The following is a 25,206-nucleotide window of genomic DNA, read 5'->3' on the forward strand; positions in this document are numbered from 1 at the left end:
TGTCTGTGCTGAGCGGTGCAGACTGAGAACCGCTGGACATGCTAGCGCTGAGTGGAGACGTCGACGACGAGAGCTCGAAGCGTTGTCATGGGCCCAGATGAGTCGGCGACCAGCCCGGTAGTCAGCCGGGTGGACGCGAACCCAGGTCCATCGCGGGACATGGTTGACAAAACCGATGTGAGCGCTAACATTTCCCGTGACGACGATGTGCGTCGGCGCGCGGCAGCAGCTGGAGCGGGACAGACCTGGAGTGAGACCAATGACGGTGGAAACGATGGCCTTGGCCCCCAGCATGATCAACGACCACGGGCGCGGCGCGATCGAGGGCCAGGCGTGACCGCCGAGCACGCCCCGGGCCTGGCGGGCTACTCCGCCGAGGTCCGCGAGGCGGTCGGCCAGGTGCGGCGGGTCGTCGCGGCCCTGCACGCCGAGCTGCCCCGGTACTCCCTCGTGGTCTGGACCGCCGGGAACGTCTCCCAGCGGGTGCCGGGCGCCGACCTGTTCGTGATCAAGCCGTCGGGTGTCTCGTACGACGACCTCACGCCGGGGTCCATGGTGGTCTGCGACCTCGACGGCAACCTCGTCGACGGGACCCGCGCACCGTCGTCGGACACCGCGGCGCACGCCTACGTCTACCGGCACCTTGCGCACGTGGGCGGCGTCGTGCACACCCACTCGACGTACGCGACCGCCTGGGCGGCCCGCGGCGAGGCGGTCCCGTGCGTGCTGACGATGATGGCCGACGAGTTCGGCGGGCCGGTCCCGATCGGTCCGTTCGCGCTGATCGGGGACGACTCGATCGGCCAGGGGATCGTCGAGACCCTCCGGGAGAGCCGTTCGCCCGCGGTGCTGATGCGCAACCACGGCCCGTTCACCATCGGCGCCGACGCCCGCGCGGCGGTCAAGGCCGCCGTCATGGTCGAGGAGGTCGCCCGCACGGTGCACATCGCCCGTCAGCTCGGCGAGCTCGTGCCGATCGACCAGGCCGACATCGACTCTCTCTACCACCGCTACCAGAACGTCTACGGCCAGGCCCAGCCCGGTCGCGAAGGAGTCTCATGAGCAAGGCATTTGCCGACCGCGAGGTCTGGTTCCTCACCGGCAGCCAGGACCTGTACGGCGAGGACACCCTGCGCCAGGTTGCGGAGCAGTCCCAGGAGATCGCGCGCGCCATCGGCGCGGCAGACCAGGTCCCCGTCAAGGTCGTCTGGAAGCCCGTGCTCAAGAGCTCCGACGCGATCCGGCGGATGGCGCTCGAGGCGAACGCCGACGACGCCTGCATCGGCGTCATCGCGTGGATGCACACGTTCTCCCCGGCCAAGATGTGGATCGCCGGGCTCGACGCGCTGCGCACGCCGCTGCTGCACCTGCACACGCAGGCGAACGTCGAGCTGCCGTGGGCGACGATCGACATGGACTTCATGAACCTCAACCAGGCCGCGCACGGCGACCGCGAGTTCGGGTACATCCAGTCGCGGCTCGGGGTGGCGCGCAAGACCGTCGTCGGGCACGTCTCGAACCCGCTGGTCACCGCGAAGATCGGCTCGTGGGTGCGGGCCGCCGCGGGCTGGTCCGCGACGCACGAGCTCAAGCTCGCCCGCTTCGGCGACAACATGCGCAACGTCGCGGTGACCGAGGGGGACAAGACCGAGGCCGAGCTGCGGTTCGGCGTCTCGGTCAACACCTGGGGCGTCAACGACCTCGTCGAGGCTGTCGACGGCGCGTCGGACGCGGAGGTCGACACGCTCGTCGCCGAGTACGAGGACCTGTACGACGTCGCCCCGGAGCTGCGGGCCGGCGCGGACCGGCACGACTCGCTGCGCTACGGCGCGCGGATCGAGCTCGGGCTGCGGTCGTTCCTCACCGGTCTCGGTGCGACCGCGTTCACCACGAACTTCGAGGACCTCGGCGGGCTGCGGCAGCTGCCGGGGCTCGCGGTCCAGCGGCTCATGGCCGACGGCTACGGCTTCGGCGCAGAGGGCGACTGGAAGACGGCGGTGCTCGTGCGCGCCGCCAAGGTCATGGGTTCCGGGCTGCCCGGGGGTGCCTCGCTCATGGAGGACTACACCTACAACCTCGTGCCGGGCTCCGAGCTCATCCTCGGCGCGCACATGCTCGAGGTGTGTCCGTCGCTGACGACGTCGCGTCCGAGTCTCGAGGTGCACCCGCTCGGGATCGGCGGCCGCGAGGACCCCGTCCGGCTCGTCTTCGACACGGATGCCGGCCCCGGTGTGGTCGTGGCCATGTCGGACATGCGCGAGCGGTTCCGGCTGACCGCAAACGCTGTCGAGGTCGTCGCACCGCTGGAGGACCTGCCCCGGCTCCCCGTGGCGCGAGCGGTCTGGAAGCCGGCGCCCGACTTCGCGACGTCGGCCGAGGCGTGGCTCACGGCCGGTGCGGCGCACCACACGGTGCTCAGCACCCAGGTCGGGGTGGACGTGTTCGCGGACTTCGCAGACATCGCGCGCACCGAGCTGCTCGTGATCGACGCCGACACCACCTCGCGCGGGTTCGCACGCGAGCTGCGTTGGAACCAGGCCTACTACCGCCTTGCGCAGGGCTTCTGACGGCGTCGGTACGGTAACGAAACCATCACGCTTTCGTTTCGAAAGCGAAACAACTGAACACCCGTGGCTCCGTTGGCATTAGCGAGCGGAGCGGGGTTCAGTCATGCATGTCCGCAGGTCAAACGGCTGCATTAGGCCATTCGGTCCACATCCTCAAGTCGTTATGGTTTCGCAACCAAAAGTTGCCCCAAACCGCTTGACGGACAATCGAAAGATGTCGAAAGTAGATACGTGCTCAACGAAGAGGCGGTGATTCTCCCCGCAAGCGTCCGCCGCGAGCGGATGCTAGAGATGATTACCGACCGCCAGTTCGTTCGGGTCGCCGAGCTGTCCGACGTGTTCGGGATCTCGGGTGTCACCGTGCGCGCCGACCTCGACGCGCTGGACTCGTCGAACGTCGTCCGCCGCGTGCGGGGCGGGGCGATGGCGCGGACCCAGGGCATCAACCCGGAGCAGTCGTTCGAGGAGTCGCTCGGCGCGTCGAGCGCCGAGAAGGCGCTCATCGGGCAGGCCGCAGCGGCGCTCGTCACCTCGGGGATGAGTGTCGTCATCGACGTCGGCACGACGACGGCGGCGATCGCCCGGGCGCTGGTCGCCCGGACGGACCTCGAGCAGGTCACGGTCATCACGAACGGGCTCAACATCGCCCTGGAGCTCGAAGGCGCGAAGTCCGACCTCACGGTCATCGTGACCGGCGGCACGTTGCGCCGGCTGCAGCACTCGCTCGTCGACCCGATGGCCACGATCCTGCTCGAGCGCCTGCACACGGATCTCGCGTTCATCGGCTGCAACGGCGTGGACGTGCTGCACGGGGTGACGAACATCAACCTGCCCGAGGCCGAGATCAAGCGCCGCATGATCGCCTCGGCCGAGCGGCCCGTCGTCGTCGCCGCGGGGTCCAAGCTCGGCCAGACCCACCTCGTCCGCGTCGCCGACCTCGCCGAGATCGGCAGCCTCATCACCGGGCCGTCCGCACGGGCAGACGCGGTGGCGAAGCTGAGACGCGCCGGCACCGACGTGATCCAGGTGACGTAGGCGCTCGACCACACACTTCCTGACCGCCCGAACGTGGCGGGCAGGGCAACCCGCGCCGGTCTGCCGACCGGTACGGACCAGGAAGGCACTTCAAGGAGGAAGAATGCGCATCACCAAGTTCGCTGCACTGGCAGCGGGCCTTACCCTGACCCTCGCGCTGGCCGCCTGCAGCGGCGGGGGCGCCGGTACGGGCGACAGCACCGCCACGGCCGCGGCCGGCGCACAGAAGATCATCGGCGTTGCGATGCCGACGAAGTCTTCCGAGCGTTGGATCGCGGACGGCAACAACGTCAAGAAGCAGCTCGAGGACCTCGGCTACAAGGTCGACCTCCAGTACGCCGAGGACGACATCCCGACCCAGGTCAACCAGATCGACAACATGATCACGCAGGGCGCCAACGTCCTGATCATTGCCTCGATCGACGGCACGGCCCTGACGAGCCAGCTCGAGGCCGCCAAGGCGGCCGGGATCCCGGTCATCGCGTACGACCGGCTCATCCGCGACACGGCGAACGTCGACTACTACACGACGTTCGACAACTTCGAGGTCGGCGTGCAGCAGGCGACGTCGCTCGTCACGGGCCTCGGCCTGCTCGACGCGAGCGGCACCGCCACGGACGTCAAGGGCCCGCTCAACATCGAGCTCTTCGCCGGTTCGCCGGACGACAACAACGCCACGTTCTTCTTCAACGGCGCGATGTCGATCCTCCAGCCGCTGATCGACGCCGGCACGCTCGTCGTCAAGAGCGGCCAGACGGACTTCCAGACGGTCGCCACGCTGCGCTGGGACCCGGCCACGGCTCAGGCCCGCATGGAGAACCTGCTCACGAGCACGTACTCCAGCGGTGACAAGGTCGCCGGCGTGCTCTCGCCGTACGACGGTCTGTCCATCGGCATCCTCGGCGCACTCAAGGGTGCCGGCTACGGCACGTCTGAGCAGGCGTACCCGATCGTGACCGGTCAGGATGCAGAGGCCGGTTCGGTCAAGTCGATCATCGCCGGCGAGCAGTACTCGACCATCTACAAGGACACCCGCGAGCTCGCCAAGGTCACCGTTGCGATGACCGACGCGCTGCTCAACGGCAAGGAGCCCGAGGTCAACGACACCAAGACGTACGACAACGGCGTCAAGGTCGTCCCGTCCTACCTGCTCAAGTCGCAGATCGTGACCGTGGACAACTACAAGGCAGTCCTCGTCGACGGCGGTTACTACACCGAAGCCGACCTGGCCTGAGCTAGCCCGACCCCGCCGGTACGACCCGGCACCTGGCTCCCTGCGGACGAGACACGTTCTCGTCCGCAGGGCGCCGCCCCCCGACGATGCGAACAGGACGGTGCGTCCCATGGACGACAACATCTTGGAGATGCGCAGTATCACCAAGACGTTCCCGGGCGTGAAGGCACTGCAGGACGTCACCCTCAAGGTCAAGCGTGGAGAGATCCACGCGATCTGCGGGGAGAACGGCGCCGGCAAGTCCACGCTCATGAAGGTGCTGTCGGGGGTCTACCCGCACGGCACGTACGACGGCGACATCTTCTACGACAGCGAGATCGTGCAGTTCGGTGACATCCGGTCCAGCGAGGACAAGGGAATCGTCATCATCCACCAGGAGCTCGCGCTGAGCCCCTACCTGTCGATCGCTGAGAACATCTTCCTCGGCAACGAGCAGTCGACGCGCGGCATGATCGACTGGAACAAGACCAACTCCGAGGCGGCCAAGCTGCTCGCCCGGGTGGGTCTGGACGAGAACCCGATCACCAAGGTCGCCGACATCGGCGTGGGCAAGCAGCAGCTCGTCGAGATCGCCAAGGCGCTCTCCAAGCGGGTCAAGCTGCTGATCCTCGACGAGCCGACCTCCGCCCTGAACGACGCCGACTCCGAGCACCTGCTCGACCTCCTGCGCCACCTCAAGGGCCAGGGCATCACGTCGATCATGATCTCGCACAAGCTGAACGAGATCGAGCAGATCGCCGACTCGACCACGATCATCCGCGACGGCAAGACGATCGAGACCCTCGACATGAGGGCCGACGCCGTCACCGAGGACCGGATCATCCGCGGCATGGTCGGCCGCGACCTCTCGAACCGCTTCCCCGAGCACACGCCGAACATCGGCCCCGAGGTCCTGCGGATCGAGGACTGGACGGTGCACCACCCGATCCAGCACGACCGCGTCGTCGTCCGCAAGGCGAACCTGTCGGTCCGCCGGGGCGAGATCGTCGGTCTGGCCGGCCTCATGGGCGCCGGGCGCACCGAGCTCGCGATGAGCGTGTTCGGGCACGCCTACGGCACCGATATCACCGGCCGGCTCTACAAGGACGGCAAGGAGATCCACGCCCGCACGATCCACGACGCCATCGCGCACGGGATCGCGTACGCGACCGAGGACCGCAAGAAGTACGGCCTCAACCTGATCGAGGACATCAAGCGCAACATCTCGGTGGCCTCGCTCCGCAAGATCTCGCTGCGCGGGTGGGTGAACGACAACGAAGAGGTCAAGGTCGCCGAGGAGTACCGGGCGAGCATGAACATCAAGGCGCCCAGCGTCACCTCGCTCACCGGCAAGCTCTCGGGTGGCAACCAGCAGAAGGTCGTCCTGAGCAAGTGGATCTACGCCGATCCCGACGTGCTCATCCTCGACGAGCCGACCCGAGGGATCGACGTCGGCGCCAAGTACGAGATCTACACGATCATCAACCGCCTGGCCGACGCCGGGAAGGCCGTGATCGTGATCTCCTCCGAGCTTCCCGAGCTGCTGGGCATCTGCGACCGCATCTACGCGCTCTCCGCGGGCCGGGTGACCGGCGAGGTGCCGCGCGCCGAGGCGACCCAGGAACTTCTCATGCAGTACATGACAAAGGTAAAGGACTGATCGCCCATGGCTGCCCTCGACACGGTAAAGACGGCCCTCACCAAGAATCTCCGTCAGAGCGGTATCTACATCGCGTTCGTCCTGATCGTGCTGCTGTTCGCGGTACTCACTGACGGCACGCTGCTGACCCCGCAGAACATCACGAACATCGTCGTCCAGAACTCCTACATCCTCATCCTCGCGATCGGCATGGTCATCGTGATCATCGCCGGCCACATCGACCTCTCGGTCGGGTCCGTGGTGGCTTTCACGGGTGCCGTGGCGGGCGTGCTTATCGTCCGCATGGACATGCCGTGGTACCTCGGCGTCGTCGGTGCGCTCCTCGTGGGCGCACTCGTGGGCGCCTGGCAGGGGTACTGGGTGGCGTTCGTCGGCATCCCGGCGTTCATCGTCACCCTGGCCGGCATGCTCATCTTCCGTGGCGCGACGATGGTGACCCTCGGGAACACGCAGATCTCGCCGTTCCCGGACACGTTCCGCAACATCGCCTCGGGCTTCCTCAACGGGGTGCTGGGCGGGAACGGGTATGACCTGTTCACGCTGATCCTTGCCGCTCTCGGGGTTGCTGCCTTCGCCTTCTCGCAGTTCCGCGAGCGCCGTGCCCGTCAGCAGTACCAGCAGGACGTCTCCGGGATGCCGGCCTTCGTCGCCAAGATCGTGGCCGTGGCCGTCGTCGCGATGGCGTTCGCCTGGCAGCTCGCGCACTACAAGGGCCTGCCGATCGTGCTCCTCGTGCTCGGCGTGCTCCTGGTCGTCTACACGGCCGTCACCAAGCGCAGCGTCTTCGGCCGCCACGTGTACGCCATCGGTGGCAACCTCAACGCCGCGACGCTCTCGGGCATCAAGGTCAAGTGGGTCAACTTCTGGATCTTCGTCAACATGGGCGTGCTGTCCGCCGTCGCGGGCATCGTCTTCACGGCCCGCCTCAACCTGGCCAACCCGAAGGCCGGCACGATGTTCGAGCTCGACGCGATCGCCGCGTGCTTCATCGGTGGCGCGGCCGTGACCGGCGGCGTCGGCACGGTGGTCGGCGCGATCGTCGGTGGTCTGATCATGGGTGTGATGAACAACGGCATGAGCCTGCTGGGCATCGGCATCGACTACCAGCAGGCCATCAAGGGCCTGGTCCTGCTGGGCGCGGTCGCGTTCGACGTCTACAACAAGCGCCGCGCGGGAGTCTCCCGCTAACCCTCCCCACCAAGAAACCGCCCGCCGAACTCGGAGGTTTCCCTCGAACTAGGACACTGTGGTGTCCGAGTTCAGGGGAAACCTCCGAGTTCGGCGGGCCTTTTTTACGGGCGGGCGGCGAAGCGTTCTAGGAGGTCGGCGTGGCCGCTCACTATCAGGAGGTCGTTGGCGCTGATTCTCGTGGTGGGTTCGGCGTAGACGAACTCGTGGCCGGGGCTCTTGACGCCGATCACCGTCACGCCGTACTTCTCCTGGATCTTCGTCTGCGCGACCGTGAATCCCTGGGTCTCCATCGGCGGGCGCATCTTGACGATCGTGAAGCCGTCCTCGACCTCGATGTAGTCGAGCAGCTTGCCCGAGACGAGGTGCGCGACGCGCGTGCCGGCGTCGGACTCGGGCTGCACGATGTGGTGCGCGCCGATCCGCTGCAGGATGCGCGCGTGCTCGGGGGAGATCGCCTTGGCCCAGATCTGCGGCGCGCCGAGGTCGACGAGGTTGGCCGTGATCAGCACGCTCGCCTCGAGGTAGGACCCGACGCCGACGACGGCGACCGCGAAGTCGCGCGCCCCCAGCTGCAGCAGGGCCTCGGGGTTGGTCGCGTCGGCCTCGACCAGCGGGATGCGGCCGGCCCACTGCGCGACCAGGTCGGGGGACTTCTCGACGGCCAGCACGTCCCGGCCGAGCGCCTCGAGGGTGCTCGCGAGCGCCGAGCCGAAGCGGCCCAGCCCGATGACGAGCACGCCGGCGTCCTTGCGTGCCTTGGTCTCCTTGGGGGCCCGAGGGGCCCGAGCGTTCTCAGCCAATGATCGGCCTTTCTTCCGGTAACCGGATCACGCGACGGCGGCTGCGCAGGGCGAGGGCCGCGGCAAAGGTCATCGTGCCAGTACGGCCGATGAACATGGTGAGCGCCAGGACGTACTTCGCGACGTCGGGCAGGGTGGGGTCCGCGGTCACGCCGGCCGACAGCCCGCAGGTCGCGAAGGCCGAGATCACCTCGAACAGCACCACGTCCAGCGTCCAGTCCGTGACCGTGAGCAGCACGAGGCTGGCGACGAGGATGATCGTGGCACTGACGAGCGAGACCGCGATGGCGACCTGCATCGCCTCGCGCGGGATCCGCCGCCCGAAGGCCTCCACATCCTTGTCACCGCGCGCCTCGGCGAGGATGGCCAGGAGCATGACGGCCAGGGTCGTCACCTTGATGCCGCCGGCGGTGGACGCGCTGCCGCCACCGACGAACATCAGCGCGTCGGTGAGCAGCCAGGTGCTCTGGTGCATCTGGTCGACGTCGACGGTCGCGAAGCCCCCCGAACGCGGCATGACGCCGGCGAACAGCGACGCGAGGATCGTGCCCGCCCAGTCCAGCGGGGCGAACGTCTTCGGGTTCGCCCACTCGAGCGCCCCGACACCGACCGTGCCGAGCACCACGAGGCTCCCGCTCGTCGCGAGGGTGAGCTTGGAGTGCAGGTTCCAGCGACGCGGGACCCGCGCTCGCCGGATGACGTCGAGGATCACCGGGAACCCGAGCGACCCGACGAAGACGCCGATGATGATCGGCAGCAGGATCCACCAGTCCGAGCCGTAGGGCGCCAGCCCCTCGGTCGTCGGGATGAAGCCCGCGTTGTTGAACGCCGAGATCGCGTAGAACACCCCGTGCCAGGTGGCCTCGCCCCACTCCTCGCCGAGCGCGTGGAACCGGGGGACCAGGACGAGTGCGATCGCCACCTCGAACAACGTCGAGGTCACGATGACCACGCGGAGCAGCGAGCCCACCTCGCCGAGCCGCGTCATCTTCGTCTCGGACGAGACCAGCAGACGCTGGGTCAGCCCGATCCGGCGCGAGACGGCCAGCCCGAGGAGCGAGGCGAGGGTCATCACCCCGAGCCCACCGATCTTGATCGCGACCAGGATCACGACCAGGCCCGACGGCGACCAGTAGCTCCCGGTCGGCACCGTCACCAGACCCGTCACGCACACGGCCGACGTCGCGGTGAACAGCGCGTCGACGAAGGGTGCCCGCGCCCCGCTGGAGGTCGCGAACGGCGTCGACAGCAGGGCCGTCACGACGGCGATCACGGAGCCGAAGACCCCGAGCGCCAGTCGTGCCGGTGACTGCCGGGCAAGGCGGTCGACGAACTCGCGTGCCGATCGGGCGGTGCCCCCGAGCCCCTGACGCATCGCACCTCCGGCCGGCTGTTGTCGGAACCACTGTGGCACGTCCGGGCGCACAGCCTGCGGGGGGAGGTCATTTCCGCCGGTTCGACAGCCCGTGAGAACCCGCACTCGCGGCGCGGGGTGGGGGTTACGGTGTGGATCATGGCGGAATCGGTGCACATCGTGTGGTCGCCCGCGCTGCTCGGGTACGACTTCGGCCGGGGGCACCCGATGTCCCCGGTCCGGCTCAAGCTCACGATCGACCTGGCTGCGGCGCTCGGGCTCCTCGATGCGCCCGGCGTCGAGGTGATCGGCGTGGAGCCGGCCTCCGACTCATCGCTGCTCACGGTGCACGGCGCGCCCTACGTCGCGGCGGTGCGGGCTGCCTCGGACCACGGGCGGGCCGACGCCGCGCACGGGCTCGGCACGGAGGACGACCCGGTGTTCGCCGGCATGCACGAGGCCGCGGCCCGGATCGTGGCGGGCAGCCTCGCGGGGGCCGCGGCGGTCTGGTCGGGCGCGGCCGTGCACGCCGTGAACATCACCGGGGGGATGCACCACGCCATGCCCGACGGCGCCTCCGGCTTCTGCGTGTACAACGACGCCGCGGTCGCCATCCGCCAGCTGCTCGCCGACGGCGCCCGCCGCGTGGCGTACGTCGACGTCGACGCCCACCACGGCGACGGCGTCGAGCACATCTTCTGGGACGACCCGCGGGTGCTCACCGTCTCGGTGCACGAGAGCGGCCGCAGCCTCTTCCCCGGCACCGGCCACGCCGCGGAGGTCGGCGGCGCGGGCGCCGAGGGGACGGCGGTGAACGTCGCCCTGCCCGCCGGGACCGGCGACGCGGGCTGGCTGCGGGCCATCTCGGCCGTGGTCCCGGCGGTGCTGCGCAGCTTCGAGCCCGAGGTCGTGGTCAGCCAGCACGGCTGCGACGCGCACGCGGCGGACCCGCTCGCCAACCTCCTGGTGAGCGTCGACGCGCAGCGCCTGGCGGCCGAGCTCGTGCACGACCTGGCGCACGAGGTGGCCGGTGGGCGCTGGCTCGCGCTCGGGGGAGGGGGGTACGCCGTCGTCGACGTCGTCCCGCGCGCCTGGAGCCACCTGATAGCCATCGCGGGCCACGTGGCACTCGACCCGGCCACGGCGCTGCCCGCCGCGTGGCGCGCCGACGTCGAGGAGCGGTGGGGTCGGACGCCGCCCGAGCTCATGACCGACGGCGCGAGCGGTGCCTTCCGCGACTGGGCGCTGGGCTACGACCCTGGCGACGACGTGGACAGGGCCATCCGGGCGACCCGTGAGGCCGTGTTCCCGCATCTGGGGCTCGATCCGAACCACGATTGAGCGGGCGATCGGCCCGGCAGGTCCCCGCGGCGATCGTTCACTCTTCTCCCCCCTACCCCACGCGCCCCACGAGGCCCTAGGGTGATCGTGAGCGCCGCCGACACGTGGGCGGCACGTGAGGGCCATTCGGCTCCGTCGAGGAAGCGGTACGGAATGTCCAGCGAGCAGCCACGAGCACGGTTCCTGACCGTGGCAGAGGTGGCCGAGGTCATGCGGGTCTCGAAGATGACCGTGTACCGGCTCGTCCACTCGGGCGAGATGCCTGCCGTGCGCGTCGGGCGCTCCTTCCGGGTCCCGCAGGATGCGCTCGACGCGTACCTTGCGACGTCCTACATCGAGGGTGATCGGCTCACTTCTTGAGGTGATCTCGGTGGTCTGGAGCCCCGGGCGTCGTATGCCGGGAGCCACAACCGCTAGACTGCTCTCGGACTTTCCCGCGTGGGCTCTTACGACCGCGCAAGGTCGTTCCAGCCTGCACCACTCGAACATTGTGAGGATCCATGGGCTCCGTCATCAAGAAGCGTCGCAAGCGCATGGCGAAAAAGAAGCATCGCAAGCTGCTTCGCAAGACGCGCCACCAGCGCCGCAACAAGAAGTGACCTCAGGGCCCGGCAGAGATGCCGGGCCCGAGTTCGTTCTGGGCGGCCCTTGCCGCCCTGGGGGCGGTGCGGGGGTCAGGCGCGCAGGGAGCGGCGGATCGAGCGCAGGACCAGGCCCGCGGCCCAGGCCAGGCCCGCCCAGCTGGCCGTCTTGATGCCACGTTTGGCGGCCCGGCGGCGGCCCCGGAACTCGCGGATCGGCCAGCCGGCGGCGAGCGCGTGGCGGCGCAGGCGCGCATCGGGGTTGATCGCGCACGGGTGCCCCACAGTGGACAGGATCGGCAGGTCGTTGATCGAGTCCCCGTACGCGTAGGACTGCGTCAGGTCGAGGCCCTCGCGTTCGGCCAGAGCGCGCACGGCGCTCGCCTTCGCCTCGCCGTGCAGCATGTCTCCCACGAGGCGACCGGTGTAGAACCCGTTCTTGTGCTCGGCCACCGTGCCGAGGCAGCCCGTGGCGCCCAGGCGCCGCGCGATGAGGTTGCCGATCTCGACCGGCGTCGCGGTGACGAGCCAGACCTGCCGGCCCGCCGCGAGGTGGTCGTCGAGCAGCAGCAGCGTGCCGGGGAAGATCCGCAGCTCCAGGACCTGGTCGTAGACCTCCTCGCCGACAGCGACGACCTCGGCGACGGAGTGCCCGGTCATGATGCTCAGCGCGCGCGAGCGGACCTCGTCGATCTGCTCGCGGTTCTCGCCCAGCAGCTGGTAGCGGGCGTTGTGCAGCGAGGCCAGCAGGATGTCGCGGTAGCGGAAGAACCCGCGCCGGTGCAGGCCGCGGGCGAGATGGAACGCGCTCGCACCGCGGATGATCGTGTTGTCCACGTCGAAGAACGCCGCGGCGATGCGCGCCGGGGTGGGTTCGTCGGGCGAGTCGGCGGTGGCTTCGGGGAGGTCCTCGGTGGGCTCGGGGACCGCCGGGGTGACGCGGGGGACGGCATCGGGCACCAGGACCGGATCGGGGACTGAGGTGCCGGGTTCGGCGTTCGAGAGCTCGGGCACCTGTCCACTCTAACGACGGCGCCTATGGTTGCCGCATGAGTGACGTGACGGCACGCGTGGTGCTCTATGTCCGAGCCGGTTGCCACCTGTGCGTTCAGGCCCGCGAGGTGGTCGCCTCGGCGGCCGCAGCGGCGGGCACGACGTGGGTCGAGATCGACGTGGACGCGGCCGACGACGACGGCGCGCTCCAGCGGGAGTACGGCGAGTCCGTCCCGGTCGTCGTGGTCGACGGCGTCCAGCGCGGGTTCTGGCGGATCGACCCCGCGCGGGTGGCGAAGGCGTTGCAGGCGAAGCCGTGAGTGCGCAGGTGCCGGGTGCGGAGCGCCGGGTCCCGCCCGCCACGGTGGGGCGGCTGCCCGTCTACCTGCGCGCCCTGGCCGCGCTCGCGGCGCAGGGCGTCTCCGTGGCGTCGTCGCGCACGCTCGCAGCCGCGGCGGGCGTCGCCTCGCCGCAGGTGCGCAAGGACCTGTCGTTCCTCGGGACCCACGGTCGCCCGGGCGTGGGGTACGACGTCGAGAACCTGCGTCGCCAGCTCACGGTGGCCCTCGGGCTGACGAGCCAGCGGCGGGTCGTGATCGTCGGCATCGGGCACCTCGGGCACGCGCTGGCGAACTACTCGGGCTTCGCGGGCCGCGACTTTGTCGTCGTCGCCCTGGTGGACGCCGATCCGCACGTGGTGGGCACGACCGTGGCGGGGCTCGAGGTCGAGCCGTACGACCGCCTCACCCGGGTGATCGCGGAGACCGCGGCCACGATCGCGGTGATCGCGACGCCCGCCGAGGTGGCGCAGGAGGTCTGCGACCGGGTCGTCGCGGCCGGGGTCACGGGCGTGCTGAACTTCGCCCGCCGGGTGCTGCAGGTGCCGCCGACGGTGGACCTGCGCGTCGTGGACCTCGGCTCCGAGCTGCAGATCCTCGCGTTCCACGACCGCCGCAAGACCCACCTCAGCGGCTGAGTCGACCCCGGACGCAAGAATCCGCCCGGCCCCGGTGCGGGGACGGGCGGATCCTGGCGTGGGTGACTGGCGGGATCAGGCCTGCTTGATCGCCGAGATGTCGAGGGTGATCTTGACCTTGTCGCCGACCAGGACGCCGCCGGCCTCGAGGGCTGCGTTCCAGGTCAGGCCGAAGTCCTTGCGCGAGATCTCGGTGCTGGCGGAGAAGCCGGCGCGGAGGTTGCCGTAGGGGTCGACGGCCGTGCCGTTGAACTCCGTGGCGAGGGTGACCGGGCGGGTCACGCCGTGGATCGTGAGGTCGCCGGCGACGACGGCCTCGGCACCCGAGCCGGTCACGGATGTGGACACGAAGGTCCAGGTCGGGAAGTTCTCAACGTCGAAGAAGTCGGCGCCCTTGATGTGCCCGTCGCGGTTCGCGTCCCGCGTGTCGATGGTCGAGGCGTCGAGCGTCGCGGTCACACCGGAGGCGCTGAGGTCCGCGCCGATCGTGATGACGGCCTCGGTGATGCCGACGAAGCCGCGCACCTTCGAGATACCGGCGTGACGAACCGTGAAGCCGGCCTCGCTGTGGGACACGTCGGCCGCCCAGGCGCCGGCGGTGAGAGCGGTGGGGAGGGTGGTGATGCTCATGTGGATCTCCTTGAAAGCGGGTTCGTGACGGCTGGTCAGGGTCTGTCCGAGCCGATGCTTGAACTCGCAACTACCCGGTAGTTGATATTTCTACTATAGTTACCGGCAGATAGCAACCCCCTGGATCAACCAGCCCCGAAAGAGGTTCCGCCATGACCCCCACCGATGCCGATGCCGCCGCAGCAGTGCGGTGGTTGACCCGGGAGCAGCAGCGTCACTGGCGCGACTTCCTCGTCGGCAGCGCCCGGCTCACCGAGGCTCTCGGCCAGCAGCTCGAGCGGGACGCAGGGCTGTCGCTGAGCGAGTACGAGGTGCTCGTGCGCCTGTCCGAGGCACCGGACAGCACCCTGCGCATGTCGACGCTGGCCCACGAGCTCGCGCACTCGCGCAGCCGGATCACCCACACGATCCGGCGGCTGGAGGCGGCGGGCCTGATCGAGCGGCGCGCGTGCGAGGCCGACGGTCGAGGGGTCAACGCCGTCATCACCGCAACCGGCTTCGCGCGGCTCGAGGCCGCGGCACCCGGGCACGTCGACGCCGTCCGCACGCACCTCGTGGACGTCCTCACGGACGCCCAGCTCCAGGCGCTCGGTGGGGCCATGGCGGCAGTCGGCGAGGCGTTGGCCAGGCACTGAGGGGCCCGCGCGCCGGATCCCGAGCGTCGGATCTCACACGAAAAGTCGGGCCAAGGGGTCGGCGCACCCAGCGCAGTTTGCGACACTGTGCGCATGGTCGCCACGACACTTCATCTCCTCCGCCACGGCGAGGTCCACAACCCCACCGGTGTGCTGTACGGCCGGCTGCCCGGATACGGGCTCTCCGAGCGTGGCCGCGAGATGGCCGAGCGGATCGCGAGCCACGTCGTCGGCATGGACATCACGTGCGTGATCGCCTCCCCGCTGCAGCGCGCGCAGGAGACCGCCGCGCCCATCGCGGCCGCTCTCGGGCTGGAGATCACCTCCGACCCGCGCCTGCTCGAGGCCGAGAACCAGTTCGAGGGGCTGACCTTCGGGATCGGCGATGGCTCGCTCAAGCACCCGCGCTTCTGGCCCCTGCTGCGCAACCCGTTCCGGCCGTCCTGGGGTGAGCCGTACCGCCAGCAGGCCGACCGCGTGACCGCCGCGCTCGACTCCGCGCGCGAGTCGGCTCGCGGCCACGAGGCCCTGCTCGTCAGCCACCAGCTCCCGATCTGGGTCACGCGCCTCGCCCTGTCGGACAAGCGGCTCTGGCACGACCCGCGGCACCGGCAGTGCTCGCTCGCCTCGCTCACGTCGTTCGTGTACGACGGCGACCGGCTCGCCGACATCGTCTACAGCGAACCGGCCCTCGACCTGCTGCCGGGAGCCTCCGCAGTGGCCGGAGCGTGATCGCGGTGCCCCGGCGCGTCCTGGTGGTCCTGACCGCGCTGACGGTCGCGCTCCTCGCGGGTTGTGGCGCGGGCGGCGGGACCGCGACCGGCGCGGCGTCCGGCGTCGTCGACCAGGGCTACCAGTCCGGCGACGGCAGCACGAAGACGTGGGCGGTCGCGGACCGGGGCGATCCGATCGTGCTGACCGGGACGGACTTCGCGGGCGGCGCGGTCGACGTCGCGAGCTGGCGGGGCGACGTCGTCGTGCTCAACACCTGGTACGCGGCCTGCCCGCCGTGCCGCAAGGAGGCGCCGGACCTCGTCAAGGTCGCGGCCGACTACGCCGCGGACGGCGTGCACCTGCTCGGCATCAACGGCACCGACTCGGCCGGGGCCGCGCAGGCCTACGAGCGCACGTTCGCCGTGACCTACCCGTCGATCGCCGACACCGACGGGACCGCCATCGCGGCCCTGCAGGGGGCCGTGCCGGTGCAGGCCGTGCCGACCACGGTCGTCGTCGACCGCGAGGGCCGCGTGGCCGCCCGCATCCTCGGCCTCGCCGACCCCTCGACGCTGCGCTCGCTGATCGACGACGTGATCGCGGAACCGGCGGCGGCCGCGTGACAGGGCTTGCCGCGGGGGGCTGGGGCGACCTCGGGAGCGCGTTCGGGACGGCTGCGTTCTCGGGCTCGATGCTGCTCGCCATCCCGGTCGCGCTGATCGCCGGGCTCGTGTCGTTCGCCTCGCCGTGCGTGCTGCCGCTGGTGCCCGGGTACCTCGGCTACCTCGGCGGGATGACCGGCGTCGCGATCGGGGCGGCGCCGGCCGCTGGTCCGCGCGCCGAGCGGGTCGCCGTGCGCGGGGGTGCCGGTGGGGCGGACGTGGGGAGGTCGGACGCAGGTCGAGGACGGCTGCTGCTCGGCGTGGGGCTGTTCGTCGCCGGGTTCACCGTCGTGTTCGTCGCGCTCGGGACGCTCGCGGGCTCCGTCGGCGCGGAGCTCGGGCGCCTGCAGGGTCCGATCACCCGGGTGCTGGGCGTCGTCGTCATCCTCCTGGGGGTCGCGTTCCTCGGCTTCTTCCCGTTCCTGCAGCAGGAGCGGCGCGTGCACGTCAGCCCGACCGCGGGGCTGTGGGGCGCACCTGTGCTCGGCATCGTGTTCGGCCTCGGCTGGGCGCCGTGCATCGGCCCGACGCTTGCTGCCGTGATCGCGCTCTCGCTCGACGGCGGCTCGCCGGGCCGGGGCGCGCTGCTCTCGGTCGCGTACTGCGTCGGGCTCGGCCTGCCGTTCCTGCTGATCGCGCTCGGCTACCAGCGCAGCGCGCGGGCGCTCGGTTTCGCGCGCCGGCACCGGTTGGCCATCATGCGGCTCGGAGGGGCGATGCTCATCGTGATCGGGATCGCGCTCGTCACCGGCCTGTGGGGCACGTGGACGCAGTCGCTGCAGGGTCTCGTCAGCGGCTTCGAGCCGGTGGTCTGATGCGCATCTACCGGCCCGAGGGCATCGACGACTCGTTCACGAACGACGACGCCACCCCGACCCTGCCGCGGCTCGGGGTGCGCGGCACCCTGCGCTGGGTGTGGCGCCAGCTCACGAGCATGCGGGTCGCGCTCATGCTGCTCATGCTGCTCGCGGTGGCCGCCGTGCCCGGGTCCGTGCTGCCGCAGCGGCCCGTCGACCCCGCCAAGGTCGCGGCGTACCTCGTGGACCACCCGGGGTCGGGTGCCTGGCTCGACCGCCTCGGGGCGTTCGACGTCTACGCCTCGGCGTGGTTCTCCGCGATCTACCTGCTGCTCTTCCTGTCGCTGATCGGCTGCATCCTGCCGCGCACGCGCGCGCACCTGAGCGCGGTGCGGGCTCGCCCGCCACGCGTGCCGCGCCGCTTCGACCGGTTCGGGGTCGCCGACGCCTTCACGACGACGTCCGAGCCGCGCGCGGTCGCCGACGCTGCCGCCGTCGCACTGCGTGGCCGGCTGCGGTGGCTGCCGCGGTTCCGGGTGGACGTGCGCGAGGAGCACGCCGGCACCTGGGCGGTGTCCGCCGAGCGCGGGTACGTGCGTGAGACCGGCAACCTGGTGTTCCACCTCGCGCTGCTCGGGCTGATCGTCGCCGTCGGCACGGGCCAGTTCCTGCACTACCGGGGTCAGGCGATCGTGGTCCAGGGACGCGGGTTCGCGAACGCCGTCGTCGACTACGACACGTTCGAGGGCGGCACGGGCTTCGACCCCGCGAGCCTGGTCCCGTTCTCGCTCACGCTCGACGAGTTCACCGCGCGGTTCGACCCCGAGACCCTCGCGGCGCGGTACTTCCGCGCCGACGTCACCGTGCGCAACCCCGACGGCACCGCACGCCCGGAGTCGATCCGGGTCAACCACCCGCTCGACGCGGGCGGCGCGAAGATCTACCTCCAGGGCAACGGCTACGCACCCGATGTCACGGTGCGCGACTCGGCCGGCGAGGTCGCGTTCGCCGGTCCCGTGCCCTTCCTCGCCTCGGACGAGGTGTACACCTCGCGCGGCGTGATCAAGGTGCCGGACGTCTCCGCCGGACAGCAGATCGGGATGGTCGGCTTCTTGCTGCCGACGGCCCTCGAGACGTCCCCCGGGCTCTGGCGATCGGTGAACCCGCAACCGAACGCCCCGCTCCTCGTCCTGTCGGTGTGGGCCGGTGACCTCGGGCTCGACAACGGCATCCCGCAGAACGTCTACCAGCTGGACCAGAAGGGCATGACTCAGGCCACGGACGCGGCCGGCGCCCCGGTGACGCTGTACGTCCGGCCGGGCGAGACGGTCCAGCTGCCGGACGGGCTGGGGAGCGTCACCTTCGACGCCCTGCCCCGGTTCGTGGCCCTGGACCTGCGGCACGACCCGTCGCTGGCGTTCGTGCTCGCGTTCGCGCTCGCGGCGCTCGCGGGCCTCGCGACCTCGCTGTTCACCCCGCGGCGCCGGGTCTGGCTGCGGGCCGTGCCCGACGGCGCGGGCCGGACGCAGGTCACCGCGGCCGCGCTCGCCCGGGGTGACGACCTGGGCCTGCAGGGCGAGCTCGACCGGATGCTGGACGCACTTGCCGCCGCCGAGGTGGTCCCAACGGCTGCGGGATCGGCCGACATCACGGACAATGACGGCGCACGTCACCCGAACGACGGTGACCCGAACGACGATGCACAGACCGACGCAGTGACCGCACCGGAGGCGAATCAATGAACGTGGCAGACCTGGGCGACCTCAGCACGACGCTGGTGTGGGGCGCCGCGACCGCCTACACGGTCGCGCTGATCGCTTACACGCTGGACCTCGCGCGGCTGACCGAGCAGGCCGGCAGCGCGGCGCGGCTGGCCCGGGAGTCCGCCTCCGCGGCGGGGGCGCAGACCGCCGCCGTCGGCCAGGCCCGGTCGGGCGGGACCACCACGATGGCCCCGCGCCGGACGTCGCCGGGCAGCGGCGGCCGGGAGGCCGTCCCCCGGCGCAGCTCCAAGGCTCGGGGCATCGCCCGCTCGACGACGATCCTCGGGCTGGCGCTGCAGGTCGCGGCCGTCATCCTGCGCGGGATCGCGGCCGGCCGCACCCCCTGGGCGAACATGTACGAGTTCGCGCTCGTCGGCACGATGGTCGCCGTCGTCGTCCTGCTGCTGGTCCTGCGCCGACGGGACCTGCCGTTCCTCGGGGTCGCGGTCTCCGGGCTCACCGTGCTGGCGCTCGCCCTCGCGCTGCTCGTCTTCTACGTCCAGGCCGACGGCGTCCAGCCCGCGCTCGACAGCTACTGGCTCGTGATCCACGTCGGGGTGGCGATCACCGCGGCCGGGGTGTTCACCGTGGCGTTCGCGGCGAGCGTGCTGCAGCTGCTCCGGAGCTCACGCGAGCGCGGTTCGGCCGCGCTGTCCCGGCCCGTGTGGCGCTGGCTCGACACCGTGCCCGGGCTGACCGAGCTCGAGGCGCTCTCGTTCCGGCTGAACGCCGTGGGGTTCGTGCTCTGGACCTTCACCGTGATCGCGGGCGCCATCTGGGCCGAGCACGCGTGGGGCCGGTACTGGGGCTGGGACCCGAAGGAGGTCTGGAGCTTCGTGATCTGGGTCGTCTACGCGGCGTACCTGCACGCGCGGACCACGCGCGGCTGGGCCGGCCGGCGGGCGGCCTGGTTCGTCGTGGTCGGCTACTCGTGCGTGCTGGCCAACTTCACGCTGGTCAACCTGTTCTTCGCCGGCAAGCACACCTACTCCGGCCTGTAGACCCCCTGCCCGTCCGCCCCTGCTGCGCGGTGCCCGCCCCTACGGGGTGGGCTCGCGGGGGTCGGCGGCGGTGCCGTCGTCGTCGTTCGTCTCGCGGTGCGCGTCGTTCTCGCGGTGCGCGTCGCGGTCCGCCTGGCGCTGCTGCTGATCGAGGCGCCAGAGGAACTCCGGGTCGTCGTCGGGCGCGACCGGCCCGGAGGGCTTGACCGGACGCCAGCCGGTGCGCGGCGGCCCCGAAGCGCGCGACGGACCGGCGGGGCCGGACCGTACCCGCAGGAGAAGGCTGATGGCGGCGTACACGACCAGCCCGATGAGGAGCAGGAAGAGAAGGTTGCGCATACCTCCAGAGTAAGTGGCCCGGCGCCCGGCGGAGCGGCCTACCCTGGACGGATGCCGATCGTGACCTACTCCGTGCTCCGCCTGGGCCTGTTCGGCGCGTGCCTCGGGGTCCTGTACTGGGCCGGGCTCGGCGGCTGGTTGCTCGTCGTGGTGGCCGCGTTCGCCGCCTGGGGCGTGTCCTACGTGGTCCTCGCCGGACCGCGCGACGCCGCCGCCGTGGTCCTTGTGGAGCGGGCCGAGCGACGCGCCGCCGGTCGCCGGTTCTCGCCGGCGGTCGAGGCGGACGCCGCGCACGAGGACGCCGTCGTCGATGCGGCCGAGCGGGCGGCCGAGCACAACGGCGAGCCGCCGGCTGAGCACCTGGCGGACGGCCGGGCCTGACGCCGGTCAGGGCCGAACAGGCCCGACCGCGGAACGGGTCAGAGGGAGAGCCCGAGCCCGAGGAGCATGCCGTAGCCGAGCTCGACCAGGCCGGTTCCGGCAAGCACGGGCACGAGGGCGATCCCGCGGGCGCCGACCAGCACGGTGACGCTCAGCAGGACGACCGGCAGGGCGAGCAGCAGGACCAGGAGCGACCAGGGCGCGACGATCGCGCACCCGACCCCCAGCGCGATCGGGACCGTGACCATCGCGACATAGACCCGGCGTGCGCGCCGGTCGCCGATCCGCACCGCCAGCGTGCGCTTGCCGACCAGGGCGTCGGTCGGGATGTCGCGCAGGTTGTTGACCATGAGCAGCGCGCAGGCGAACAGCCCGACCCCGACGGCGCCGGCGACCGCGGGCCACGTGATGCGGCCGAGCTGGATGTACGTCGAACCGAGCACGGCGACGAGGCCGAAGAACACGAAGACGCCGACCTCGCCGAGCCCGATGTAGCCGTACGGGTGGGCGCCACCGGTGTAGAACCAGGCGGCGGCGATCGCGACGGCGCCCACGCCGAGCAGCCAGAAGTGGCCGGTGAGCAGCACGAGCACCAGGCCGAGCGCGGCGCCGGCGCCGAACGAGGCGAAGGCCGCGTACTTCACCTGCGCCGGGGACGCGAGCCCGGCGGCCGTGAGCCGGAGCGGCCCGACGCGGTCGAGGTCGGTTCCGCGGACGCCGTCGGAGTAGTCGTTGGCGAAGTTCACCCCGACCTGGAGCGCGAGGGCGACGCCGAGGGCCAGAAGGGCCAGCAGGGTGCGGTACCCCGGGTCGTCCCAGCCGCCCGCCTGGATCGCGGCACCGGTACCGACCAGCACGGGCGCAGCAGCGGCCGGCAGGGTTCGAAGGCGTGCGCCAGCGGTCCACTCGGCGAGGGTGGCCATCCCGTGCTCCTGTTCAGGTGAGCCGCGCGGCCGCGAGTGCGGCCACGGCGCGGCGATCGGTCTTGCCCGGCCCGCGGGTGGGCAGCCGATCGATCACGACCAGGTGCCGCGGTGCGGCCGGACCACCCAGGCTACGCGTGACGTGCAAGCGCACGGAATCCAGGGTCGGGGCGCTCGCGCCACCGGCCAGGACGACGACCGCCGTCACCGCCTGGCCCCACTCGGCGTCCGGCACGCCGACGACGCACACCTCGCCGACGCCGTCCAGCTCGCCCAGGACGCGTTCGACGGCGGCGGGTGCGACCTTGGCACCGCCGGTGACGAGCATGTCGTCCAGACGGCCGAGCACGGTCAGGTGACCGTCGACGAGCTCGCCGACATCGCTCGTGCGCAGCCAGCGGACGCCGTCGTCGGTGCGGAAGGTCTCGGCATCGAGGTCGGGCCGGTCGAGGTAGCCCGTGGCGAGCGCCGGGCCCGCGATCAGGACGCGGGCGTCGGCATCGAGCCGGACCCGCATCCCGTCGAGCGGCACCCCGTCGTAGACGCAGCCGCCGCAGGTCTCCGACATCCCGTAGGTGGTGACGACCCGGATGCCGGCCTGCCGGGCCCGGGCCAGGAGGCCGGGACCCGCCGCCGCGCCACCGAGCAGGACGGCGTCGAACGTCGCGAGCGACGCGAGGCCCGCGCCCGCCTCGTCCAGGAGGCGGTGGAGCTGGGTCGGCACGAGCGAGACGTACCGGCGCGGGCCGGTCAGGCGCGCGGCGTCGGCCGCGAACGCGTCCGGGCGGAACCGTCCGGGGGCGGCCAGGACCGGGTCCGTGCCCGCGAGGATCGAGCGCACGAGCACCTGGAGCCCGGCGACGTGCGTCGGCGGGAGCGTGAGCAGCCACTGGGCCGGGCCGCCGAGGCGCGCGTCGGTCGCGGCGGCTGAAGCCCGCAGCGCGGCCGCCGAGAGGAGCACCGAGCGGGGCTCGCCGGTCGAGCCCGACGTGTCGACGACGAGCGCCACGTCGTCGGGCACCCCGGTGGGTGCTGTCGGTCGGCCTGCGCCTGGCCGGTCTGCGTCGATCGGCGTGGTGGGTGCCGACGCGCGGACCGCCGGGCCGGTGCCGTCGATGGCGGCGCGCAGTGCGGCGAGGAGCTCGTGGAGCTGGTCGGGGTCGGCCGGCACGGTCCGCAGGGGTCGACTCACGGGACCAGCGTAGGCGCAGGTCGTAGAATGGACGGCGAGTCTCCGGCCGCGAGCGCCGGTGCGAAAAGGAGTTCTTCCGTGCCCCTCATCACCGCCCGCCCTGCCCGCCGACGCGCCCTGGTGGCGCTCGGCGCCGTGAGTGCACTCTTCGCGATCACGGGCTGCGGCGGCGCGGACACGCCCGTCACGCCCGACCCGAGCACGCAGGCCGCGGACATCGCGGCCGACAAGGGCGCCCCGCCGGCGCCCGTGGTGCCGACGGTCTGGCCGCTCACCGGCATCGCCGCCACTGACGTCGCGACCCGCGCGGCCCTCGCCGTGAAGATCGAGAACCCGAAAGAGGTCCGGCCCCAGACCGGGCTCGACGAGGCCGACATCGTGTGGGAAGAGGTCGTCGAGGGGGGCGTCACGCGATTCGTCGCGGTCTTCCACACGGCGGTCCCGGGCGAGGTCGGGCCGATCCGGTCGGTGCGGCCCATGGACCCGGCGATCGTCGCGCCGATGCACGGCATCATCGCGTTCTCGGGTGGCCAGGCGGGCTTCGTCAACGCGCTGAAGGCGAGCGGCGTCCAGGTCCTGAGCAACGACATGGGCAGCGATGGCTTCTACCGGACCAAGGTCCGCAAGGCGCCGCACAACGTCTACGGCACCCCGGCGAAATTCTGGGCCCAGGCGGACGCCGACCACCAGGCCTCCCCTGCTGAGCAGTTCACGTACGCGCGCAGCGCCGACCAGGCCACGGCTGTGGTCAGCGGCACGCCGGCCGGGACGGTGTCCATCACGATGTCCGGGTACTCGCACCCCAGCTACACCTGGGACGCGGCGAGCGGCACCTGGCAGCGCAGCGAGGCGGGAGCACCCGCCACGGCCGCCTCGGGGGTCCGGCTCGCCGGGACCAACGTGATCACGATGAGCGTCGTGCTGGTCGACTCCGGCACGCGCGACCCTGCCGGGAGCGTGGTCCCGGAGACCAAGCTGGTCGGCTCGGGCGCCGCTGTGGTGGCGACCGGTGGCAAGACGATCGCCGCGACGTGGACCAAGACCGACACCGCGACGCCGGTGGTCCTCACCACCGGCGATGGTCAGGTCGTCAAGCTGGCCCCCGGCAAGACCTGGATCCAGCTCGTGCCGACGGACGGCGCCATCACCGTCGGCTGATTCAGCCTCGCATCAACCCATGGGATGACTCATCGTCGGCCCTGCGGTGGAGGCTCGCTCGCAGCAGATCGCCCCTGGGGTCGATCCGCTGCGAACGCGACGGGGCCAGGCTTGAGCCATGGCCACGATCGTGTCTCCCGGAATGCCCCAACCGCACGTCCACGCACACCACGACCGGCTCCGCGCAGCCGCCCCGGTGCTGGCCGCCAGCGCAGTCCTGCTCGCCGTCCTGCTCGGCGGGGCGCTGCTCGCGGGCAGCCTGGTCGACCTCGGCATGACGCTCATGACGAGCAGCTGAGCACCGCTGCGCGCACCCGCGGGAGCGGGGTTCAGAAGGCGTACGGGAAGCCGGACCAGTCCGGGTCGCGGTGCTGCAGAAAGGCGTCGCGGCCCTCGACCGCCTCGTCCGTCATGTAGGCCAGCCGGGTTGCCTCCCCGGCGAAGACCTGCTGCCCGGCCAGCCCGTCGTCGGCCAGGTTGAACGAGAACTTCAGCATCCGGATGGCCTGCGGCGACTTGGTCGCGATGATCCGGGCGTACTCGAGCGCGAGGTTCTCGAGCTCGGCGTGGTCCACGACCTCGTTCACGGCGCCCCAGCGTTCGGCCTGCTCGGCGGAGTATTCGCGGGCGAGGAAGAAGATCTCCCGCGCGCGCTTCTGACCGACCTGGCGCGCGAGGTAGGCCGAGCCGTACCCCGCGTCGAACGAGCCGACGTTCGCGTCGGTCTGCATGAACCGCGCGTGCTCGCGCGAGGCGATGGTCAGGTCCGCGACGACGTGCAGCGAGTGCCCGCCCCCGGCGGCCCACCCGCCGACGACGGCGATCACGACCTTCGGCATGGTCCGGATCAGGCGCTGCACCTCCAGGATGTGCAGCCGACCGGCCCGGGCGGGGTCGATCGCGTCCGCGCCCTCCACGGGCGAGCCGCCGTCGTCCACGCCGGCGGTGTAGCGGTACCCGTCGCGGCCGCGCACGCGCTGGTCGCCGCCGGAGCAGAACGACCAGCCGCCGTCCTTCGGGCTGGGCCCGTTGCCGGTGAGGAGCACGGTGCCGACGCTCGAGGTCATGCGGGCGTGGTCGAGCGCGCGATACAGCTCGTCGACGGTGTGCGGGCGGAACGCGTTGCGCACCTCGGGCCGGTCGAACGCGACGCGCACGACGGGCAGGTCGCGCTCGGTCCCGTCCGCCGTGCGCTCCACACCCCGGTGGTAGGTGAGATCGGTCAGCCCCTCGAACCCGTCCACGCAGCGCCAGCGCTGCGGATCAAAGGTCTCGGACACCCGCACAGGAATGGACACCC

At 71.1% G+C, this 25,206-nt stretch carries 28 protein-coding genes; 20 read left to right on the top strand and 8 right to left on the bottom strand.

The features are described 5' to 3' along the window. Positions 1–333 precede the first annotated feature (333 nt). The 6 genes from VTA80_RS11555 to mmsB all read left to right on the top strand — a co-directional run bounded on the left by VTA80_RS11555 (position 334) and on the right by mmsB (position 7,663). Positions 334–1,062 (top strand): L-ribulose-5-phosphate 4-epimerase, encoded by a 729-nt coding sequence (locus tag VTA80_RS11555; protein WP_407341259.1) that lies wholly within the window; start codon positions 334–336, stop codon positions 1,060–1,062. Further along, positions 1,059–2,567: an L-arabinose isomerase gene (gene araA, locus VTA80_RS11560; RefSeq protein ID WP_407341260.1), complete on the top strand. Its 1,509-nt coding sequence runs from the start codon at positions 1,059–1,061 to the stop codon at positions 2,565–2,567. Before VTA80_RS11555 ends, araA begins: the two co-directional genes overlap by 4 nt. Positions 2,568–2,849: 282 nt before the next feature. Beyond that, a complete protein-coding gene (locus tag VTA80_RS11565) occupies positions 2,850–3,602 on the top strand; it encodes a DeoR/GlpR family DNA-binding transcription regulator (protein WP_407345756.1) in 753 nt (250 codons plus the stop codon). Between the two features lie 103 nt (positions 3,603–3,705). After that, positions 3,706–4,836 (top strand): multiple monosaccharide ABC transporter substrate-binding protein, encoded by a 1,131-nt coding sequence (gene chvE / locus VTA80_RS11570; RefSeq protein WP_407341261.1) that lies wholly within the window; start codon positions 3,706–3,708, stop codon positions 4,834–4,836. 109 nt (positions 4,837–4,945) lie between these two features. Next, complete coding sequence (gene mmsA, locus VTA80_RS11575; protein ID WP_407341262.1) at positions 4,946–6,475, top strand: multiple monosaccharide ABC transporter ATP-binding protein; 1,530 nt, start codon at positions 4,946–4,948, stop codon at positions 6,473–6,475. A 6-nt stretch (positions 6,476–6,481) separates the two neighbouring features. Next, the gene (gene mmsB / locus VTA80_RS11580; protein ID WP_407341263.1) at positions 6,482–7,663 is read left to right on the top strand and encodes a multiple monosaccharide ABC transporter permease; all 1,182 of its coding nucleotides are present in this window, start codon (positions 6,482–6,484) and stop codon (positions 7,661–7,663) included. A gap of 104 nt (positions 7,664–7,767) precedes the next feature. On the opposite strand, the gene VTA80_RS11585 is transcribed toward mmsB, so the two are convergent. After that, the gene (locus tag VTA80_RS11585) at positions 7,768–8,466 is read right to left on the bottom strand and encodes a potassium channel family protein (RefSeq protein ID WP_407341264.1); all 699 of its coding nucleotides are present in this window, start codon (positions 8,464–8,466) and stop codon (positions 7,768–7,770) included. Further along, a complete protein-coding gene (locus VTA80_RS11590) occupies positions 8,459–9,841 on the bottom strand; it encodes a TrkH family potassium uptake protein (protein ID WP_407341265.1) in 1,383 nt (460 codons plus the stop codon). The genes VTA80_RS11585 and VTA80_RS11590 overlap by 8 nt, the downstream gene beginning before the upstream one ends. 138 nt (positions 9,842–9,979) lie before the next feature. Between VTA80_RS11590 and VTA80_RS11595 the strand changes: the two genes are divergently transcribed. The 3 genes from VTA80_RS11595 (at position 9,980) to VTA80_RS11605 (ending at position 11,760) form a co-directional block, all read left to right on the top strand. Beyond that, positions 9,980–11,161, top strand: coding sequence for an acetoin utilization protein AcuC (locus VTA80_RS11595; protein WP_407341266.1), 1,182 nt, complete (start codon positions 9,980–9,982; stop codon positions 11,159–11,161). Between the two features lie 153 nt (positions 11,162–11,314). Then, on the top strand, positions 11,315–11,521 hold the full coding sequence (locus VTA80_RS11600; protein WP_407341267.1) for a helix-turn-helix domain-containing protein: 207 nt from the start codon (positions 11,315–11,317) through the stop codon (positions 11,519–11,521). Positions 11,522–11,661: 140 nt separating this feature from the next. After that, the gene (locus VTA80_RS11605; protein WP_003792170.1) at positions 11,662–11,760 is read left to right on the top strand and encodes a 30S ribosomal protein bS22; all 99 of its coding nucleotides are present in this window, start codon (positions 11,662–11,664) and stop codon (positions 11,758–11,760) included. Between the two features lie 75 nt (positions 11,761–11,835). Here VTA80_RS11605 and VTA80_RS11610 read toward each other — a convergent pair whose 3' ends face one another. Then, positions 11,836–12,600 (bottom strand): HAD family hydrolase, encoded by a 765-nt coding sequence (locus VTA80_RS11610; RefSeq protein WP_407345757.1) that lies wholly within the window; start codon positions 12,598–12,600, stop codon positions 11,836–11,838. A 191-nt stretch (positions 12,601–12,791) separates the two neighbouring features. On the opposite strand from VTA80_RS11610, the gene VTA80_RS11615 reads away from it, so the two are divergent. Further along, complete coding sequence (locus VTA80_RS11615; protein ID WP_407341268.1) at positions 12,792–13,055, top strand: glutaredoxin family protein; 264 nt, start codon at positions 12,792–12,794, stop codon at positions 13,053–13,055. Beyond that, the gene (locus tag VTA80_RS11620; RefSeq protein ID WP_407341269.1) at positions 13,052–13,711 is read left to right on the top strand and encodes a redox-sensing transcriptional repressor Rex; all 660 of its coding nucleotides are present in this window, start codon (positions 13,052–13,054) and stop codon (positions 13,709–13,711) included. The genes VTA80_RS11615 and VTA80_RS11620 overlap by 4 nt, the downstream gene beginning before the upstream one ends. A gap of 75 nt (positions 13,712–13,786) precedes the next feature. On the opposite strand, the gene VTA80_RS11625 is transcribed toward VTA80_RS11620, so the two are convergent. After that, positions 13,787–14,341 carry a YceI family protein gene (locus tag VTA80_RS11625; RefSeq protein WP_407341270.1) on the bottom strand — a complete coding sequence of 185 codons (555 nt, stop codon included), beginning with the start codon at positions 14,339–14,341 and terminating at the stop codon, positions 13,787–13,789. Positions 14,342–14,493: 152 nt separating this feature from the next. Between VTA80_RS11625 and VTA80_RS11630 the strand changes: the two genes are divergently transcribed. From VTA80_RS11630 to ccsB, 6 genes are all read left to right on the top strand, one after another. Beyond that, a complete protein-coding gene (locus VTA80_RS11630) occupies positions 14,494–14,976 on the top strand; it encodes a MarR family winged helix-turn-helix transcriptional regulator (RefSeq protein ID WP_407341271.1) in 483 nt (160 codons plus the stop codon). Positions 14,977–15,069: 93 nt separating this feature from the next. Beyond that, entirely contained in the window at positions 15,070–15,708 is a 639-nt protein-coding gene (locus tag VTA80_RS11635; protein ID WP_407341272.1) for a histidine phosphatase family protein, read from the top strand. A gap of 5 nt (positions 15,709–15,713) precedes the next feature. Then, positions 15,714–16,313: a TlpA family protein disulfide reductase gene (locus tag VTA80_RS11640; protein ID WP_407341273.1), complete on the top strand. Its 600-nt coding sequence runs from the start codon at positions 15,714–15,716 to the stop codon at positions 16,311–16,313. 68 nt (positions 16,314–16,381) lie between these two features. Then, entirely contained in the window at positions 16,382–17,167 is a 786-nt protein-coding gene (locus VTA80_RS11645; protein WP_407345758.1) for a cytochrome c biogenesis CcdA family protein, read from the top strand. Next, positions 17,167–18,891, top strand: coding sequence for a cytochrome c biogenesis protein ResB (locus VTA80_RS11650; RefSeq protein WP_407341274.1), 1,725 nt, complete (start codon positions 17,167–17,169; stop codon positions 18,889–18,891). Before VTA80_RS11645 ends, VTA80_RS11650 begins: the two co-directional genes overlap by 1 nt. After that, the gene (ccsB, locus tag VTA80_RS11655) at positions 18,888–19,913 is read left to right on the top strand and encodes a c-type cytochrome biogenesis protein CcsB (RefSeq protein WP_407341276.1); all 1,026 of its coding nucleotides are present in this window, start codon (positions 18,888–18,890) and stop codon (positions 19,911–19,913) included. The genes VTA80_RS11650 and ccsB overlap by 4 nt, the downstream gene beginning before the upstream one ends. A 39-nt stretch (positions 19,914–19,952) precedes the next feature. On the opposite strand, the gene VTA80_RS11660 is transcribed toward ccsB, so the two are convergent. Next, positions 19,953–20,252: a hypothetical protein gene (locus tag VTA80_RS11660; RefSeq protein ID WP_407341277.1), complete on the bottom strand. Its 300-nt coding sequence runs from the start codon at positions 20,250–20,252 to the stop codon at positions 19,953–19,955. 51 nt (positions 20,253–20,303) lie between these two features. Here VTA80_RS11660 and VTA80_RS11665 point away from each other — a divergent pair, with 51 nt between their 5' ends. Further along, entirely contained in the window at positions 20,304–20,633 is a 330-nt protein-coding gene (locus tag VTA80_RS11665) for a DUF4229 domain-containing protein (protein WP_407341278.1), read from the top strand. A 38-nt stretch (positions 20,634–20,671) separates the two neighbouring features. On the opposite strand, the gene VTA80_RS11670 is transcribed toward VTA80_RS11665, so the two are convergent. Both VTA80_RS11670 and menE read right to left on the bottom strand, forming a co-directional pair. Further along, complete coding sequence (locus tag VTA80_RS11670; protein WP_407341279.1) at positions 20,672–21,556, bottom strand: 1,4-dihydroxy-2-naphthoate polyprenyltransferase; 885 nt, start codon at positions 21,554–21,556, stop codon at positions 20,672–20,674. 13 nt (positions 21,557–21,569) lie between these two features. Continuing rightward, on the bottom strand, positions 21,570–22,748 hold the full coding sequence (gene menE / locus VTA80_RS11675) for an o-succinylbenzoate--CoA ligase (RefSeq protein ID WP_407341280.1): 1,179 nt from the start codon (positions 22,746–22,748) through the stop codon (positions 21,570–21,572). Between the two features lie 78 nt (positions 22,749–22,826). On the opposite strand from menE, the gene VTA80_RS11680 reads away from it, so the two are divergent. Both VTA80_RS11680 and VTA80_RS11685 read left to right on the top strand, forming a co-directional pair. After that, positions 22,827–23,906, top strand: a complete 1,080-nt coding sequence (locus tag VTA80_RS11680; RefSeq protein WP_407341281.1) for a DUF3048 domain-containing protein — start codon at positions 22,827–22,829, stop codon at positions 23,904–23,906. Between the two features lie 118 nt (positions 23,907–24,024). Continuing rightward, a complete protein-coding gene (locus VTA80_RS11685; protein WP_407341282.1) occupies positions 24,025–24,204 on the top strand; it encodes a hypothetical protein in 180 nt (59 codons plus the stop codon). A gap of 31 nt (positions 24,205–24,235) precedes the next feature. Here the strand turns inward: VTA80_RS11685 and VTA80_RS11690 are convergent, their stop codons facing one another. Continuing rightward, positions 24,236–25,204, bottom strand: coding sequence for a 1,4-dihydroxy-2-naphthoyl-CoA synthase (locus VTA80_RS11690; RefSeq protein ID WP_407341283.1), 969 nt, complete (start codon positions 25,202–25,204; stop codon positions 24,236–24,238). Positions 25,205–25,206: the final 2 nt, after the last annotated feature.

Origin of the sequence: Pengzhenrongella phosphoraccumulans, assembly GCF_045689905.1 — a bacterium.
Lineage (GTDB): Bacteria > Actinomycetota > Actinomycetes > Actinomycetales > Cellulomonadaceae > Pengzhenrongella > Pengzhenrongella phosphoraccumulans.